Source organism: Pseudomonas sp. 05N36, assembly GCF_056397385.1.
Genome location: NZ_JBFTNH010000016.1, coordinates 32,349 through 46,114, shown reverse-complemented (window position 1 = coordinate 46,114; position 13,766 = coordinate 32,349). Strand labels below are relative to the sequence as shown.

Here is a 13,766-nt window from a genome sequence, read left to right as displayed (position 1 = left end):
TGCCTGTCGTGTTCAAACGCCTGACTCTGCTGTTCCTGTTGCTGGTCAGCCTTCCGGTTCTGGCGGAAAACTGGCCCGCCGAGCAATGGTCACCCGGCCCGAAAATCAGCGGTCCGGCGCTTCAGGCCCTGGAGGATTACGCCTTTGCACCGCGCGACGACGGCAGCCGCACAGGCGTTCGCACCGATGCCTTGCTGGTGATTCGTGACGGGCAACTGATCTACGAACGCTACGCCGGCCCAACCACAGCCGATACACCGCACCTGACCTGGTCCGTCAGTAAAAGCCTGATGGCCACGGTACTGGGCGTGGCCTATGGCGAAGGCTTGTTCAAATTGCAGGACCCGGCCGTGAAGTTTTATCCACCCTTGCAGAGCCATCCGAAGGTATCCATCGCGGATCTGCTGCATTGGGCCTCGGGGCTGGATTGGCAGGAAACCTATGAATATGCACCGCTGAATTCTTCGATAGTGGCGATGCTCTACACCCATGGACGCCAGGACATTGCCGCGTTCGCTGCCGGCCATGACGAGTTCAGCCCGCCGGGTCAGGCGTTTCGTTATTCCAGCGGTGACAGCAATCTATTGTCGGCAACGCTGAAGACCATGGTCGGTGCGCAGCGCTACGCCGACTATCCATGGACCGCGTTGTTCGGCCCCCTGGGGATTCGCAGTGCGGTTTGGGAGAGCGATGCCACGGGGACGTTTGTCGCCTCGTCCTATGCCTATATGACGGCTCGCGATCTGGCACGGATCGGCCTGTTGATGCAGCGCGACGGTCGCTGGGGTAACCGGCAGTTGCTGCCAAAAGACTGGGTCGAGTTCAATCGCCAACCGTTCATTCGCTTCAAGGCCAATCAGGATGAAGCCGTTCCCGGCGGGCATTGGTGGCTCAATCGGGCGGTCGACGGCGCCGAAAGACCCTGGGAGGACGCACCCGATGACACCTTCGCTGCACTCGGCCATTGGGGGCAGGCGCTGTACGTGGTGCCCAGCGAGAACCTGGTGATCGTGCGCTATGGCGATGATCGCGACGGCAGTTACCAGCACAACGAATTGCTCAGGCTCGCACTGGCGGCATTTGCGCAGAAGGTGCAGCCATGAATTTCAGATTTGTTCGCCGTCGACCACGGCTCAGCGTGTTGCTGTTGTTGATCGCTGTGCTGCTCGGCTGGATCTGGCAGGAACGGGTCGCTTTGTGGGCATTTCCCGACATCATCAGCGCCTACACCGCCAAGGAGTATTGCTCATGCCGGTATGTCGAGAACAACCCGGCGGATTATTGTCAGGGCTATGTGACGCAGTACGTGCCCGTCAGCAGTTTTCTCGATGACGCTCCCAACAAGCGCGTGACGGTCAGCGGCATGGGGCGCAGTCATATCGCCGCGTGGCTGGGGATTCGTCAAGGGTGTCGGTTGAACCCATAGGGGCGGTCTTTTGCCTTGCGCGGTTTGCAAGCGCGTTCACTCAGGCTAAGGTTCGGCTCAGGTTTACTTACCCATGAGTGTTTATGTTCAAGCGGTTTTGCTGCACAGCCCTGGCCTTGCTGCCGTTGGCTTTCGTTACCTCGCCAGCCCATGCCGACTGGTATCTGGACGGTGAGTCTTCACGTCTGTCGTTTATCTCCACCAAGAACGCCAACCTCTCCGAAGTTCAGCGCTTTCTGGTGCTGCATGGCAAGGTCGATGCCAACGGCCAGGCGCAAGTGCAGGTCGAACTGGAGTCGATCAACAGCGGCATTCCGCTGCGCGATGAGCGCATGCGCAAAGAGCTGTTCGAGATCAAGACGTTCCCTGAAGCGCTGATCAGCACGCAGATCGATCTGCGGCCGATCAAGGATCTGGCCCCCGGCGCGCAACTCGAATTGCGTTTGCCACTGACGGTCAGCCTGCACGGCAAAGAGCACGCCTACAACGCCGAGTTGCTGGCGACACGCCTCGATGATCGGCGCTTTCAAGTGGTGACCCTGGAACCGCTGGTCATTAAAGCGGAGGATTTCGATTTGCTGCCAGGGCTGGAAACCCTGCGCACAGTCGCCGGCCTGTCGGCCATCAGTTCGTCGGTGCCGGTGGGTGCGGTGCTGATTTTCACGGCGCGCTGACATGAGCGGTGCAGTGTTTCCCTGGCGCGACGGCAATCGCTATGAGCTGTTGATCGACGGGCCGCAGTTTTTTCCACGGATGCTGGCGGCGATTGCCGCTGCGCAGGAACAGGTCGAACTGGAGCTGTACCTGGTGGAAGCGGGCGCCTGTGCCGAGGCGATGGTGCAGGCGCTGGTGCAAGCCGCCGAGCGCGGGGTGCGCGTGCGTTGCCTGTTCGATGACTACGGCAGCCTGGCATTCACCCTGAGTCTGCGGCGACGCCTGATCGAGGCCGGCGTGGAGTTGCGTTTCTACAATCGCCTGAGCTGGCGGCGCTGGGTGCGCAACCTTTACCGTGACCACCGAAAGTTGCTGTTGGTCGATCAGTCGCTGGCGGTGGTTGGCGGCACGGGCGTCACCGACGAGTTCTGGACCCCAGGTGGCGAAACCAGCGAGTGGCATGAAGTGATGGTGGAAATCGGCGGCCCGCTGGTGCTCGACTGGCAGTTGCTGTTCGACCGCCAATGGATCGCCAACCGTCACCGCCGCGCCTGGAAACCTGCCTCCCATTTCGGTTTGCCGCGTCTGCCACGGGTGCCGCCGATGGGTGAAGGCATGGGCCGGGTAGCGTATGCCGACGCCAGACAGCACCGGGACATCCTGCAGTCGCTGTTTCGTGCGTTGAACAGCGGCCAGCAGCGAATCTGGCTGGCCACGCCTTACTTCCTGCCGACCTGGAAAGTCCGCCGCTCGCTGCGCAAGGCTGCTGCACGGGGCATCGATGTGCGCCTGCTGCTGACCGGGCCGCGCACCGATCATCCGTCGGTGCGCTACGCCGGGCATCGTTATTACCCGCGCTTGCTCAAGTCCGGGGTGAAGATCTTCGAGTACCAGCCGTGTTTCCTGCACCTGAAAATGGTCCTGATCGATGACTGGGTGAGCATTGGCTCATGCAATTTCGATCACTGGAATCTGCGCTTCAACCTGGAAGCCAACCTCGAAGCCCTCGATCCGACGTTGAGCCTGGCAGTGGCGGCGAGTTTCGAGAGAGACTTTGCCCTGAGTCATAGGGTCAGTCTTGAGGAATGGCAACGCCGACCGTTGTGGCGACGGATCAAGCAGCGAGTGTGGGGATGGGTGGATCGGATGGTGGTGAATCTGCTGGATCGGCGGGGCTGAACACAATCCCCCAAACACCCAAAAACAATGTGGGAGCGGGCTTGCTCGCGATGGCGATATAACAGTCAACAGAGATGTTGAATGTTATGACCTCATCGCGAGCAGGCTCGCTCCCACAGGTACTTCAGGTAACTTCAGGGGTTACAGCAACTCGAAGCTCTGCTGCGTCACGTCCTCGGAATCGAGGCCGATCTGCACGTTGAACTTGCCAGGTTCTGCCGCGTATTTGAGCTGGGCGTTGTAGAACTTCAGGTCATCCTCGTCGATGGTGAAGTGGATGACTTTCTGTTCGCCGGCCTTGAGCATCACTTTCTGGAAGTTCTTCAGTTCCTTGAGCGGGCGAATCATCGAACCGACCACGTCCTGAATGTACAACTGCACCACGGTTTCGCCGTCGCGCTTGCCGGTGTTTTTAACGGTCACGCTGGCGTCGATCTTGCCGGTCTTGTTCAGCGTGGTCGACGACAGGGCCATGTCCGACAGGCTGAAGCTGGTGTAGCTCAAACCGTAGCCGAATGGAAACAGAGGACCGGTGGTGTCATCGAAATACTGCGAGGTGTAGTTGCCCGGTTTGCCAGGGGTGAACGGGCGACCGATGCTCAGGTGGTTGTAGTAGGTCGGAATCTGCCCCACCGAACGCGGGATGCTGATGGGCAGCTTGCCGGACGGGTTGTAGTCACCGAACAGCACGTCAGCAATCGCGTTGCCGCCTTCGGTACCGGTGAACCAGGTTTCGAGAATCGCGTCAGCCTGGTCCTTCTCTTCGAGAATCGTCAGCGGACGGCCGTTCATCAGCACCAGCACCAACGGTTTGCCGGTGGCTTTCAGGGCCTTGATCAGGTCGCGCTGATTGGCCGGGATATTCAGGTCGGTACGGCTCGATGACTCGTGGGACATGCCACGTGACTCGCCGACCGCTGCCACGATGACATCGGACTGCTGAGCGGCTTTCACTGCTTCGTCGATCATGACCTGCGCCGAGCGCGGATCATTCACCACTTCCGGAGCGTCGAAGTTGAGGAAGTTCAGGTAATCGAGGACTTTCTTGTCCTCGGTGATGTTGGCGCCACGGACGTAGGTCAGCTTGGTCTGATCACCCAGGGCACGGGTCATGCCGTCGAGCAACGTGACCGACTGTTCCGGTTTACCGGCGGCAGCCCAGCTGCCCATCATGTCGATCGGTGCCTTGGCCAGCGGGCCGACCAGAACGATTTTCGCGGTCTTCTTCAGCGGCAGGGTTTCGTTCTGGTTCTTCAGCAACACCACGCTGCGACGTGCAACGTCACGGGCCTCGGCGCGGTGCAGACGGCTTTCGGCGTAGGTGTCGGCCGGATCATCCTCGGCCTTGCCGATACGCAGGTACGGGTCCTTGAACAGGCCCATGTCGTACTTGGCGCCCAGCACTTCACGCACGGCGTTGTCGACGTCGCTCTGCTGGATCTCGCCGGACTTCAGCAGCCCTGGCAATTCCTTGCCGTACAAGGTGTCGTTCATGCTCATGTCGATGCCGGCCTTGATCGCCAGCTTCGCTGCTTCGCGACCGTCGCGGGCCACGCCGTGCTTGATCAGCTCGAAGATCGCCCCGTGGTCGCTGACCGCCAGGCCCTTGAAGCCCCACTCCTTGCGCAGCAGGTCCTGCATCAGCCACATGTTGGCGGTGGCCGGAATGCCGTTGATCGAGTTCAGCGCAACCATCACCCCGCCAGCACCGGCATCAATGGCGGCGCGGTACGGCGGCAGGTAGTCCTGGTACATCTTCACCGGGCTCATGTCGACGGTGTTGTAGTCGCGACCGCCTTCGACTGCGCCGTACAGGGCGAAGTGCTTGACGCTGGCCATGATGCTGTCGGCCGCGCTCGGGGTCTCGCCCTGGTAGGCCTTGACCATCACTTTGGCGATGCGCGAGACCAGGTAAGTGTCTTCGCCGAAACCTTCGGAGGTGCGGCCCCAGCGTGGGTCGCGGGAGATGTCGACCATCGGCGCGAAGGTGATGTCGAGGCTGTCGGCAGCGGCTTCCTTGGCGGCAATGCGCCCGCTGCGGCCAATCGCCTCCATGTCCCAGCTCGAGGCCAGGGCCAGAGGGATAGGGAAAATGGTCCGGTGGCCGTGGATCACGTCATAGGCGAAGAACATCGGGATCTTCAACCGGCTGCGCATGGCCGCGTCCTGCATCGGACGGTTTTCCGGGCGAGTGATCGAGTTGAAGGTGCCGCCGATGTTGCCGGCGGCGATTTCCTTGCGGATCATCTCGCGGGGCATTTCCGGGCCGATGCTGATCAGGCGCAATTGGCCGATCTTTTCTTCGAGGGTCATCTGCTTCATCAGGTTGCTGACGAAAGCGTCCTTGTTTTCAATCGGTGCAGGCGTTGTATCGGCCCATACCGAGTGACTGGCCAGGCCGATGGCAAGGCCCAGCAAACACAGCTTCTTCATGAATAGTTTTCTCAAAAGCCTAAACGGGCGCAGTGGTTACACGCCGGTCAGCCAAAATTAGGGAGCGTCTGTTGTTGTTCGACTAAATGCAGCACACTTCTAAACTCTTTTTGCGCTGGGCATCTTTTAGCCGATTGGCCCGGTGCAATCCAGTGGCGGTGGCAGATTATGCCCCAAGAGTTCGAGTTGAAGGCGCGCAGGAATATTTCCAGGGTAATGGGCAAGGGAGAATCACTCACATGAATGTACAACAGCGCTATCGTTCGGGCTGGCAAATCGCGGTGTTGATGTTGCTCGGCACGGTTCTGACCGGCTGTGGCATCAACACCATTCCGACCCTCGACGAACAGGCCAAGGCGGCCTGGTCGCAAGTGCAGAACCAGTACCAGCGTCGCGCCGACCTGATCCCCAACCTGGTGGAAACGGTCAGGGGTTACGCCAAGCATGAAGAGGAGACCCTGACGGCGGTGGTCGAAGCGCGGGCCAAGGCGACCTCTATCCAGGTCGATGCCAGCACCCTCGACAACCCGGAAAAACTCAAGCAGTTCCAGCAGGCCCAGGATCAGCTCAGTGGCGCCCTCAGTCGTTTGATGGTGGTGTCCGAGCGTTATCCGGACCTGAAGGCCAACCAGAACTTCCTGGCGCTGCAATCGCAGCTTGAAGGCACCGAAAACCGTATCGCCGTGGCGCGTCGGGATTTCATCCTGGCAGTGCAGAACTACAACACCGAACTGCGGACGTTCCCTGGCCGTATGTGGCACAGCGTGCTGTACAGCGACCTGCCGTTGCGCGACACCTTCGAGGCCACCAGCCCGGGTGCCGACAAGGCGCCGCAAGTGAAGTTCTGATCAGCGCAGGTTCCCGGCGGGTTTTCAGTGCTGTCGGGATACCACCGATTCAGGAGCCATTAGGGATGAGGTGCCAATGCGCGTTTTGAAAATCAGCCTGGCGGTGATGCTTTGGATCTTTGCCATCACCACTCAGGCCGAGTTGAAGTTTCCGGCGCTGACCGGTCGGGTGGTGGATAACGCCCAGATGATCGAGCCTGCGGTGCGCGAGCAACTGACCCAGCAACTCCAGGCCCACGAGCAGGCCACCGGCGAGCAGTTGGTGGTGGTGACGCTGCCGGAGCTGCAAGGCACCAGCATCGATGACTATGGTTATCAACTGGGGCGTTACTGGGGCATCGGTCAGAAGGGCAAGAACAACGGCGCCTTGCTGATCGTCGCTCGCGCCGAGCGCAAGCTGCGGATCGAAGTCGGGTATGGCCTGGAGGATCGGCTGACCGATGCGCAAAGCTCGGTAATCATCAATCAGGTGATCACTCCGGCGTTCAAGTCCGGCAATTTCAGTAAAGGCATCAGTGACGGCGTTGCCGCGATGCTGGTGGTACTGGGCGGCAGCCCACTGGATGAACCGTCGACGATTTATGATTCGGGCGGTGATCAGGGGAGTGACTTTATCGGGCGTCATCCGACAGTATTCGTGTTATTGGCGGTGCTGTTTATCCTGACGATTTCTGTCTTGCAGATGCTCGGCATCCTGCCCCGTCGCGGCGGTCGCGGAAGTTCCGGCGGGTCTGGCGGCGGCTTTGGCGGCGGCTTCAGTGGCGGCGGGGGCAGTTTCGGGGGCGGCGGTTCGTCGGGCGGCTGGTGATAACAATAATGAGCGAGCATTTAACACCATGGCATTACTGAGTGAGTACGAACAGCGTCAGGTCGCTGAAGCGATTGCCCGTGTCGAGCGCGACACCGACGCCGAACTGGTCACCGTGCTCGCGGCCCGGGCCGACGACTACGCCTACATCCCGCTGCTCTGGGCCAGCCTGCTGGCGCTGATCGTGCCGGGCATCGTGCACTACGTTACTGGCTGGCTGAACATGCACACCTTGCTGCTGGTGCAGTGGGTGAGTTTCATTGTGCTGTGCCTGGTGTTCCGGATTCCGTCGATCACCACCCACCTGATCCCGCAATCAGTGCGGCACTGGCGCGCCTCGAACCTGGCGCGTCGGCAGTTTCTGGAGCAGAACCTGCACCACACCGTCGGCGGCACCGGCCTGCTGATTTTCGTCTGCGAAGCCGAGCGCTATGTGGAGATTCTGGTGGATGAAGGGATTTCCAGTCGGCTGGATAACAAAAACTGGGACCCGATCGTCGCAGCCTTCACCCGGCAGGTGAAGCAGGGCCAGACGTTGCAGGGCTTTGTCACCTGCATCGAGGCCTGTGGCGAGTTGCTCAAGGTGCATGTGCCGGTGACCCAGGCGCGCAATGAGTTGCCGAATCGGTTGGTGGTGCTGGGGTGAGATTGGGGATTTTTGTCGGATTTGAAATCCACCCCCTCACCCTAGCCCTCTCCCCAGGGGGGAGAGGGCTAGGGTGAGGGGCGATTTCAAACCGTTCGGCAAATAACTGCGTGTCCCGACGCGCCATCCCCCCTAAAATACCGGTCATTCCCCGATCCGTACCGCCCGAGGCGTTTTCTACATGTCTGTTACCGCAACTCCCGCCAGCCTCACGCCGGATCATCACGCGCAATTTATCGACCTGCTGAGCACCAGCCTGGCGCAGAACGCTTTCATCAAACTGGTGCTGGCCAAGTATGTCGGTACTGAAGTCGACTTGCAGCGCATCATCATCAAGCAGCTGACGGTCAAGGAGCAGCCGTGCCTGTCCTTCGTCTATCGCTACAAGACGCGTGACATCACCAAGAATTTCCCGATCGAAGAGGGCATCGCGACGATTGCCGCGCTGTTGCCGCAGGACTTCAAGAACGCTCACCTGCTGGCGCTGACCGATGAAGCCCAGCTCGAATACAGCAAGAAGGGCAAGAGTTCGCTGTTCAAGAGCAAGTCCCAGCAACTGCGCGAAGTGCCGTCCGCCGAGCACAACCGCGAGAAGAATCGCTTCCTCGACCTGACCCGACCGTTCCTCGCGGATCTCGGTGTAACGAACAGCAAGCACGAGCTGATTCCGGCGATGTCGCGCAAGTGGAAGCAGATCAACAAGTTCATCGAAGTCTTCAGCCATGCGCTGACGTCCTCACCGCTGGCGCTGGATAAACCGGTACGGGTGGCGGACTTCGGTTCAGGCAAGGGCTACCTGACCTTCGCCATTCACGATTACCTGCGCAACACCTTGCACGCCGAAGGCGTGGTCACCGGTGTCGAGCTGCGTGAAGACATGGTCAATCTGTGCAACACCGCTGCGGCGCGCCTGGAGCATCCGGGGCTGGTGTTCAAATGTGGTGATGTACGCAGCGTAGCGCCGAGCGAACTGGACGTGATGATCGCCCTGCATGCCTGTGACATCGCCACCGACTACGCGATCCACACCGGTATTCGCTCCGGTGCGGCAATTATCATGTGCTCGCCGTGCTGCCATAAGCAGATTCGCCTGCAAATCCAGAGCCCGGCGCTGCTCAAGCCGATGCTGCAATACGGTTTGCACCTGGGTCAGCAAGCCGAAATGGTCACCGACAGCCTGCGGGCGTTGTTCCTCGAGGCCTGCGGGTATGAAACCAAGGTCTTCGAGTTCATCTCCCTGGACCACACCAACAAGAACAAGATGATCCTGGCGGTCAAACGCGCTGAACCGGTGGACCCGGCCCAGCTGTTGGTGAAAATCCAGGAGCTCAAGGCGTTCTACCACATCAGCGAGCATTGTCTGGAAACGCTGCTGCGAGCCGATGGGCTGCTTATTTGAACGGCTTGATCTGAATACCCGTCGGTAACGTGCCCGGTTGCGCCGGGCGCACTGCCGTCTTGCGCCCGAGCATCACGGTGACAATCACCCCGACCGCAAACAGCCAGGTAATCGGTTCGATGTGTTCGCCAAAGAACAACGCCGAGAAGGCGATGGTGAAGAATATCTGCAGCAGCTGGATCTGACTGACCCGGGCGATGCCACCCATCGCCAGCCCGGCGTACCAGGCGAAGAAGCCGATGAACTGCGAGAACAGCGACACGTAACCGAAGGCCCACCAGGTTTTCGCCGAAATCTCGCCTTGGTGCTGTAGCGCCAAATACGTCACCGGGCCGATCAGCAGCGGTGTCGACAGCACCAGCGCCCAGCAGATCACTTGCCAGCCGCCCATCTCCTTGGCCAACCGGCCACCTTCGGCGTAACCCAGACCACCAATGGCAATCGCCCCGAGCATCAACAGGTCACCGGCCTGGATACTTCCGGCACCGCTGATCAACGCGTAACCCAGGACCAACGCGCTGCCCAATGCGGCACAGGCCCAGAAGGCTTTCGACGGCCGCTCATGGGACAACCACGCCGCATACAGCGCCACGCACAATGGCTGTAAACCGTTGACCAGCGCGCCATGAGACGCCGGCAGGGTTTGCATGGCCCAGGCCGAGAGCACCGGGAAACCGAGAATCACTCCAGCGATCACCAGGGTCAGGCCTTTGATCTGTTTCCAGGTTGGCCATTTCTCCCGCCGCCAGAGCAACAACATCGCCGCCGGAATCGCCGCGAACAAGGCTCGGCCCAGCCCATTGAGCAGCGGATGGACTTCTTGCACCACGATCCGGGTGAAGGGCAGGGTCAGGCTGAAGATGACGACGCCGAGCAGGCCCAGCGCCATGCCGGTGTTTTCGCGGGAGGACATAACGGTAACCAGAATTCGAAAGTGGCGGGAGAGCGTTCATCTAGCCATAAACTGTGCAGGCTGCGCTGTTACAGCTAGACGCAGACTTATCCGTACAGTTTGCGGACGCCTTCGCGGGCAAGCCCGCTCCCACAGGGTTCGGTGTCGTTTTTGTGGGCGCGGGTTTAACCATGATGAACGATGACGCAGTACCTACTGCGTAGTAGCTGGTTATTACCCGCGTCGCTGAATTCGGACTACCTTGAATACTCCTTCCTGCCCAATTTTTTACCAGAGGAGTCATCCCCATGGCCGCGAAAAAAATTCTGATGCTGGTCGGCGATTATGTCGAAGACTACGAAGTGATGGTGCCGTTCCAGGCGCTGCTGATGGTCGGTCATACGGTGCATGCGGTGTGCCCGGACAAAACCACCGGGCAGACCGTACGCACCGCGATCCATGACTTCGAAGACGACCAGACCTACAGCGAGAAACCCGGTCACCTGTTCGCACTGAACTTCGACTTCGCCAAGGTCGATGCGGCGGACTACGACGCGTTGCTGGTGCCGGGTGGTCGGGCGCCGGAATACCTGCGCCTGAACGAAAAAGTCCTGCAACTGGTGCAAGCCTTCGACAAGGCCGGCAAACCGATTGCGGCGGTCTGCCATGGCGCGCAATTGCTGGCGGCGGCGGGAATTCTTGAAGGTCGTGAATGCAGCGCTTATCCCGCCTGTGCGCCAGAAGTGCGTCTGGCCGGTGGCACGTTCATCGATATCCCGGTGACGCAAGGTCACGTTCAGGGCAATCTGGCGACGGCTCCAGCCTGGCCGGCACACCCGAGCTGGCTGGCCGGTTTCCTCGGTCTGCTGGGCACTAAAATCACTTTGTAAGCGGAGGCCTGCGCATGTGCGAGCTGTACGTCAAAGCCGACCCGATTCTGTACGAGTCACGCTCGCGCTCGCTGCGCATCTGCGGGGTGGTGACCACGCTGCGGCTGGAGAACCAGTTCTGGGACATTCTCAGCGAGATCGCCGAAGTCGATGGCATGACCACCAACCAGTTGATCGCCAAGCTCTATGAAGAGGTGATGGACTACCGGGGCGAGGTGGTGAATTTCGCCTCGTTCCTGCGGGTCAGCTGCACGCGTTACCTGAGCCAGCGTCGGGTGACGACACCGGAGTTGTCGGTGGTGCGCGCGGTGGTGAAGTAGGGTGGCGTGGTCTTTACTCTGAAGCGCGAACCCCCTCATTCGCCAAGGAGAACGAGCATGTCTGGGTGGTACGAGTTGAGCAAAAGCATCACTGGCCAGTTTCGCTTTGTGCTGAAAGCGGCCAACGCCGAGACCATTCTTACCAGCGAGCTGTACACCACGCGCAGCGCCGCCGATGACGGCATCGCCTCGGTTCAGGCCAATAGCCCACTGGATGAACGCTACGAGAAAAAGTCCACCAAGGATGGCCATCCTTACTTCAATCTCACTGCTACCAATCATCAGATCATCGGCAGCAGCGAGGCCTATTCTTCCGATGCTGCACTGGAAAAAGGCATCGCCAGCGTCAAGGCCAACGGGCCGACCAAGGTGATCAAGGACAAGACGTTGCCGGTGTTTTGAATACACCGAAGATCCAATGTGGGAGCGAGCCTGCTCGCGATGGCGATGTAACAGTCAACATAGATGTTGAATGTTATGGCCTCATCGCGAGCAGGCTCGCTCCCACACTGGTTATGCATGTGTTTGGAGATCAGCGCAATTCGGTCAACAACTCTTGCAGCTGATTGCGGGCAGCTTCACCCAGCGGGAACACTGGCAGACGCGGATCGCCAGCTTCCAGCCCGGTCATGCGCAGACCGGCCTTGATGGTCGTGGGCAAACCGCCCTTGAGGATGAAGTCCAGCAGCGGCAACTGGCGATAGAACAACTCTCGAGCCGTGCCCAGGTCATTGGCCAGCACGGCTTGATACAGCACGCCATTGAGCTGCGGGATCAGGTTCGGCGCCGCTGTGCACCAGCCTTTGGCGCCCGCCGCGAAGGCCTCCAGCGCCAGCGGGTTGCTGCCGTTGTAGAACGGCACCTGACCTTCGCCGAGCCAGTGCAGCTTGTGCATGCGCTGGATATCGCCGGAGCTCTCCTTGACCATGGTCACGTTTTCCACGGCATTGAAAATCCGCAGGATCAGTTCCACCGACATGTCGGTGCCGCTGGTGGCCGGGATGTTGTAGAGCATGATCGGCACACCGACGCTCTCGCCGATGGCACGGTAGTGGGCGAGGATCTCGGCTTCGCTGAGTTTCCAGTAGGACGTCGGCAAGACCATCACCACGTCGGCGCCCTGCGCCTCGGCGAAGCGTGCGCGGCGCACGGCTTTGGCGGTGGTCAGGTCGGAGACGCTGACGATGGTCGGCACACGCCTGGCCACATGCTTGATGCTGAACTCGCTGACCAGATCCCACTCTGCATCACTCAGGTACGCCCCTTCGCCGGTGCTGCCCAACGGGGCGATGGCGTGTACGCCGCCGTCGATCAAACGGTCGATGGAGCGACCCAGCGTATCCAGATCGATGCCTTCGCCATTAGCGGTGAACGGGGTGATGGTGTAGCCGATGATGCCGTGAATAGAAGGGGTAGACATGGCGTCTCTCCGTTAAGCAAAGGGATGGATTCAGTTCAGGCAATCGGCGTGTTGACGCAGGTTCTGCCGAGCGTAGTAGTTGAAGGCGGCACCGTGACGTTTGGGTCTGGAAATCCAGTCATGGGCTTCGCGGCCGAGCGCCGGCAGAATCGGTTTGAGTTCACCGGCCGACATCGCCAGCAACTGCAATTTGGCCGCGCGTTCGATCAACTGCGCGATGACACAGGCTTCCTCGATAGTCCTTCCGGTCGACAGCTGACCGTGGTGGGAAAGCAGAATCGCCCGCTTGTCGCCCAGGGCCCCGGCGATGATTTCACCTTCTTCGTTGCCCACTGGCACACCCGGCCAGGCTTCGAGAAAGGCGCAGTCTTCATAGAGCGGGCAGAGGTCCATGTGCGAGATTTCCAGCGGCACTTCCAGCATCGACAACGCGGCGATGTGCATCGGGTGCGTGTGAATGATGCAGTTCACGTCCGGCCGGGCGCGGTACACCCAGCTGTGGAAGCGGTTGGCCGGGTTGGGCATGCCGTGACCTTCCAGAACTTCCAGGTCTTCGTTGACCAGCAGCAGGTTGCTCGCAGTGATTTCGTCGAAACCCAGGCCCAGTTGTTGGGTGTAATAGGTGCCGGGCTGCGGGCCACGGGCGGTGATTTGCCCGGCCAGGCCAGAGTCGTGGCCGTTCTCGAACAGAATGCGGCAGGTCAGCGCCAGCTTTTGCCGGTCGGTCCACGTATTATCCGCCAGCGTGCTTTGCATCTGCGAAAGCGCCTGCTGGATGAGTTGGTCCTTGGGTAGTGCTAATGTCTTGGCCATATCGGGTGTCCTTTGCAGTGATCAATGGACGTCGGATG

At 60.2% G+C, this 13,766-nt stretch carries 15 protein-coding genes; 11 read left to right on the top strand and 4 right to left on the bottom strand.

Annotation, left to right across the window (positions count from 1 at the left end):
• The first annotated feature begins 8 nt into the window (after positions 1-8).
• From AC1DIH_RS19610 to AC1DIH_RS19595, 4 genes are all read left to right on the top strand, one after another.
• The gene (locus AC1DIH_RS19610) at positions 9-1,103 is read left to right on the top strand and encodes a serine hydrolase domain-containing protein (protein WP_477772949.1); all 1,095 of its coding nucleotides are present in this window, start codon (positions 9-11) and stop codon (positions 1,101-1,103) included.
• Entirely contained in the window at positions 1,100-1,426 is a 327-nt protein-coding gene (locus AC1DIH_RS19605; RefSeq protein WP_477772948.1) for an amidase, read from the top strand. The genes AC1DIH_RS19610 and AC1DIH_RS19605 overlap by 4 nt, the downstream gene beginning before the upstream one ends.
• An 83-nt stretch (positions 1,427-1,509) precedes the next feature.
• Complete coding sequence (locus AC1DIH_RS19600; RefSeq protein WP_347929155.1) at positions 1,510-2,100, top strand: YceI family protein; 591 nt, start codon at positions 1,510-1,512, stop codon at positions 2,098-2,100.
• Position 2,101: 1 nt separating this feature from the next.
• Entirely contained in the window at positions 2,102-3,259 is a 1,158-nt protein-coding gene (locus AC1DIH_RS19595; RefSeq protein WP_477772947.1) for a phospholipase D-like domain-containing protein, read from the top strand.
• Positions 3,260-3,400: 141 nt separating this feature from the next.
• Here the strand turns inward: AC1DIH_RS19595 and bglX are convergent, their stop codons facing one another.
• Positions 3,401-5,692, bottom strand: a complete 2,292-nt coding sequence (bglX, locus tag AC1DIH_RS19590; protein WP_477772946.1) for a beta-glucosidase BglX — start codon at positions 5,690-5,692, stop codon at positions 3,401-3,403.
• A gap of 239 nt (positions 5,693-5,931) precedes the next feature.
• On the opposite strand from bglX, the gene AC1DIH_RS19585 reads away from it, so the two are divergent.
• The 4 genes from AC1DIH_RS19585 to AC1DIH_RS19570 all read left to right on the top strand — a co-directional run bounded on the left by AC1DIH_RS19585 (position 5,932) and on the right by AC1DIH_RS19570 (position 9,393).
• Complete coding sequence (locus AC1DIH_RS19585; RefSeq protein WP_429539777.1) at positions 5,932-6,540, top strand: LemA family protein; 609 nt, start codon at positions 5,932-5,934, stop codon at positions 6,538-6,540.
• A gap of 76 nt (positions 6,541-6,616) precedes the next feature.
• On the top strand, positions 6,617-7,348 hold the full coding sequence (locus tag AC1DIH_RS19580) for a TPM domain-containing protein (RefSeq protein ID WP_477772945.1): 732 nt from the start codon (positions 6,617-6,619) through the stop codon (positions 7,346-7,348).
• 28 nt (positions 7,349-7,376) lie between these two features.
• Positions 7,377-7,994 (top strand): TPM domain-containing protein, encoded by a 618-nt coding sequence (locus AC1DIH_RS19575; protein ID WP_477772944.1) that lies wholly within the window; start codon positions 7,377-7,379, stop codon positions 7,992-7,994.
• 181 nt (positions 7,995-8,175) lie between these two features.
• On the top strand, positions 8,176-9,393 hold the full coding sequence (locus AC1DIH_RS19570) for a class I SAM-dependent methyltransferase (protein WP_477772943.1): 1,218 nt from the start codon (positions 8,176-8,178) through the stop codon (positions 9,391-9,393).
• Here the strand turns inward: AC1DIH_RS19570 and AC1DIH_RS19565 are convergent.
• Entirely contained in the window at positions 9,386-10,306 is a 921-nt protein-coding gene (locus AC1DIH_RS19565) for a DMT family transporter (RefSeq protein WP_477772942.1), read from the bottom strand. The genes AC1DIH_RS19570 and AC1DIH_RS19565 overlap by 8 nt on opposite strands.
• A gap of 287 nt (positions 10,307-10,593) precedes the next feature.
• Here AC1DIH_RS19565 and AC1DIH_RS19560 point away from each other — a divergent pair, with 287 nt between their 5' ends.
• From AC1DIH_RS19560 to AC1DIH_RS19550, 3 genes are read left to right on the top strand one after another with little or no spacing between them, the layout of a single operon-like run.
• The gene (locus AC1DIH_RS19560; RefSeq protein WP_477772941.1) at positions 10,594-11,175 is read left to right on the top strand and encodes a DJ-1/PfpI family protein; all 582 of its coding nucleotides are present in this window, start codon (positions 10,594-10,596) and stop codon (positions 11,173-11,175) included.
• Between the two features lie 14 nt (positions 11,176-11,189).
• Complete coding sequence (locus tag AC1DIH_RS19555; RefSeq protein WP_054596073.1) at positions 11,190-11,495, top strand: ribbon-helix-helix domain-containing protein; 306 nt, start codon at positions 11,190-11,192, stop codon at positions 11,493-11,495.
• A gap of 57 nt (positions 11,496-11,552) precedes the next feature.
• Entirely contained in the window at positions 11,553-11,897 is a 345-nt protein-coding gene (locus AC1DIH_RS19550) for a YegP family protein (protein WP_427536799.1), read from the top strand.
• A 130-nt stretch (positions 11,898-12,027) separates the two neighbouring features.
• On the opposite strand, the gene AC1DIH_RS19545 is transcribed toward AC1DIH_RS19550, so the two are convergent.
• Both AC1DIH_RS19545 and AC1DIH_RS19540 read right to left on the bottom strand, forming a co-directional pair.
• On the bottom strand, positions 12,028-12,915 hold the full coding sequence (locus AC1DIH_RS19545; RefSeq protein ID WP_477772940.1) for a dihydrodipicolinate synthase family protein: 888 nt from the start codon (positions 12,913-12,915) through the stop codon (positions 12,028-12,030).
• Between the two features lie 30 nt (positions 12,916-12,945).
• Complete coding sequence (locus AC1DIH_RS19540) at positions 12,946-13,728, bottom strand: aldolase (RefSeq protein WP_477772939.1); 783 nt, start codon at positions 13,726-13,728, stop codon at positions 12,946-12,948.
• Between the last annotated feature and the right edge of the window lie 38 nt (positions 13,729-13,766).

Bases quoted from the DNA above. Each gene is read 5' to 3' on its own strand.
- AC1DIH_RS19605 (WP_477772948.1), top strand. From the start codon at position 1,100: ATGAATTTCAGATTTGTTCGCCGTCGACCACGGCTCAGCGTGTTGCTG.
- AC1DIH_RS19600 (WP_347929155.1), top strand. From the start codon at position 1,510: ATGTTCAAGCGGTTTTGCTGCACAGCCCTGGCCTTGCTGCCGTTGGCT.
- AC1DIH_RS19595 (WP_477772947.1), top strand. From the start codon at position 2,102: ATGAGCGGTGCAGTGTTTCCCTGGCGCGACGGCAATCGCTATGAGCTG.
- bglX (WP_477772946.1), bottom strand. From the start codon at position 5,692: ATGAAGAAGCTGTGTTTGCTGGGCCTTGCCATCGGCCTGGCCAGTCAC.
- AC1DIH_RS19585 (WP_429539777.1), top strand. From the start codon at position 5,932: ATGAATGTACAACAGCGCTATCGTTCGGGCTGGCAAATCGCGGTGTTG.
- AC1DIH_RS19580 (WP_477772945.1), top strand. From the start codon at position 6,617: ATGCGCGTTTTGAAAATCAGCCTGGCGGTGATGCTTTGGATCTTTGCC.
- AC1DIH_RS19575 (WP_477772944.1), top strand. From the start codon at position 7,377: ATGGCATTACTGAGTGAGTACGAACAGCGTCAGGTCGCTGAAGCGATT.
- AC1DIH_RS19570 (WP_477772943.1), top strand. From the start codon at position 8,176: ATGTCTGTTACCGCAACTCCCGCCAGCCTCACGCCGGATCATCACGCG.
- AC1DIH_RS19565 (WP_477772942.1), bottom strand. From the start codon at position 10,306: ATGTCCTCCCGCGAAAACACCGGCATGGCGCTGGGCCTGCTCGGCGTC.
- AC1DIH_RS19560 (WP_477772941.1), top strand. From the start codon at position 10,594: ATGGCCGCGAAAAAAATTCTGATGCTGGTCGGCGATTATGTCGAAGAC.
- AC1DIH_RS19555 (WP_054596073.1), top strand. From the start codon at position 11,190: ATGTGCGAGCTGTACGTCAAAGCCGACCCGATTCTGTACGAGTCACGC.
- AC1DIH_RS19550 (WP_427536799.1), top strand. From the start codon at position 11,553: ATGTCTGGGTGGTACGAGTTGAGCAAAAGCATCACTGGCCAGTTTCGC.
- AC1DIH_RS19545 (WP_477772940.1), bottom strand. From the start codon at position 12,915: ATGTCTACCCCTTCTATTCACGGCATCATCGGCTACACCATCACCCCG.
- AC1DIH_RS19540 (WP_477772939.1), bottom strand. From the start codon at position 13,728: ATGGCCAAGACATTAGCACTACCCAAGGACCAACTCATCCAGCAGGCG.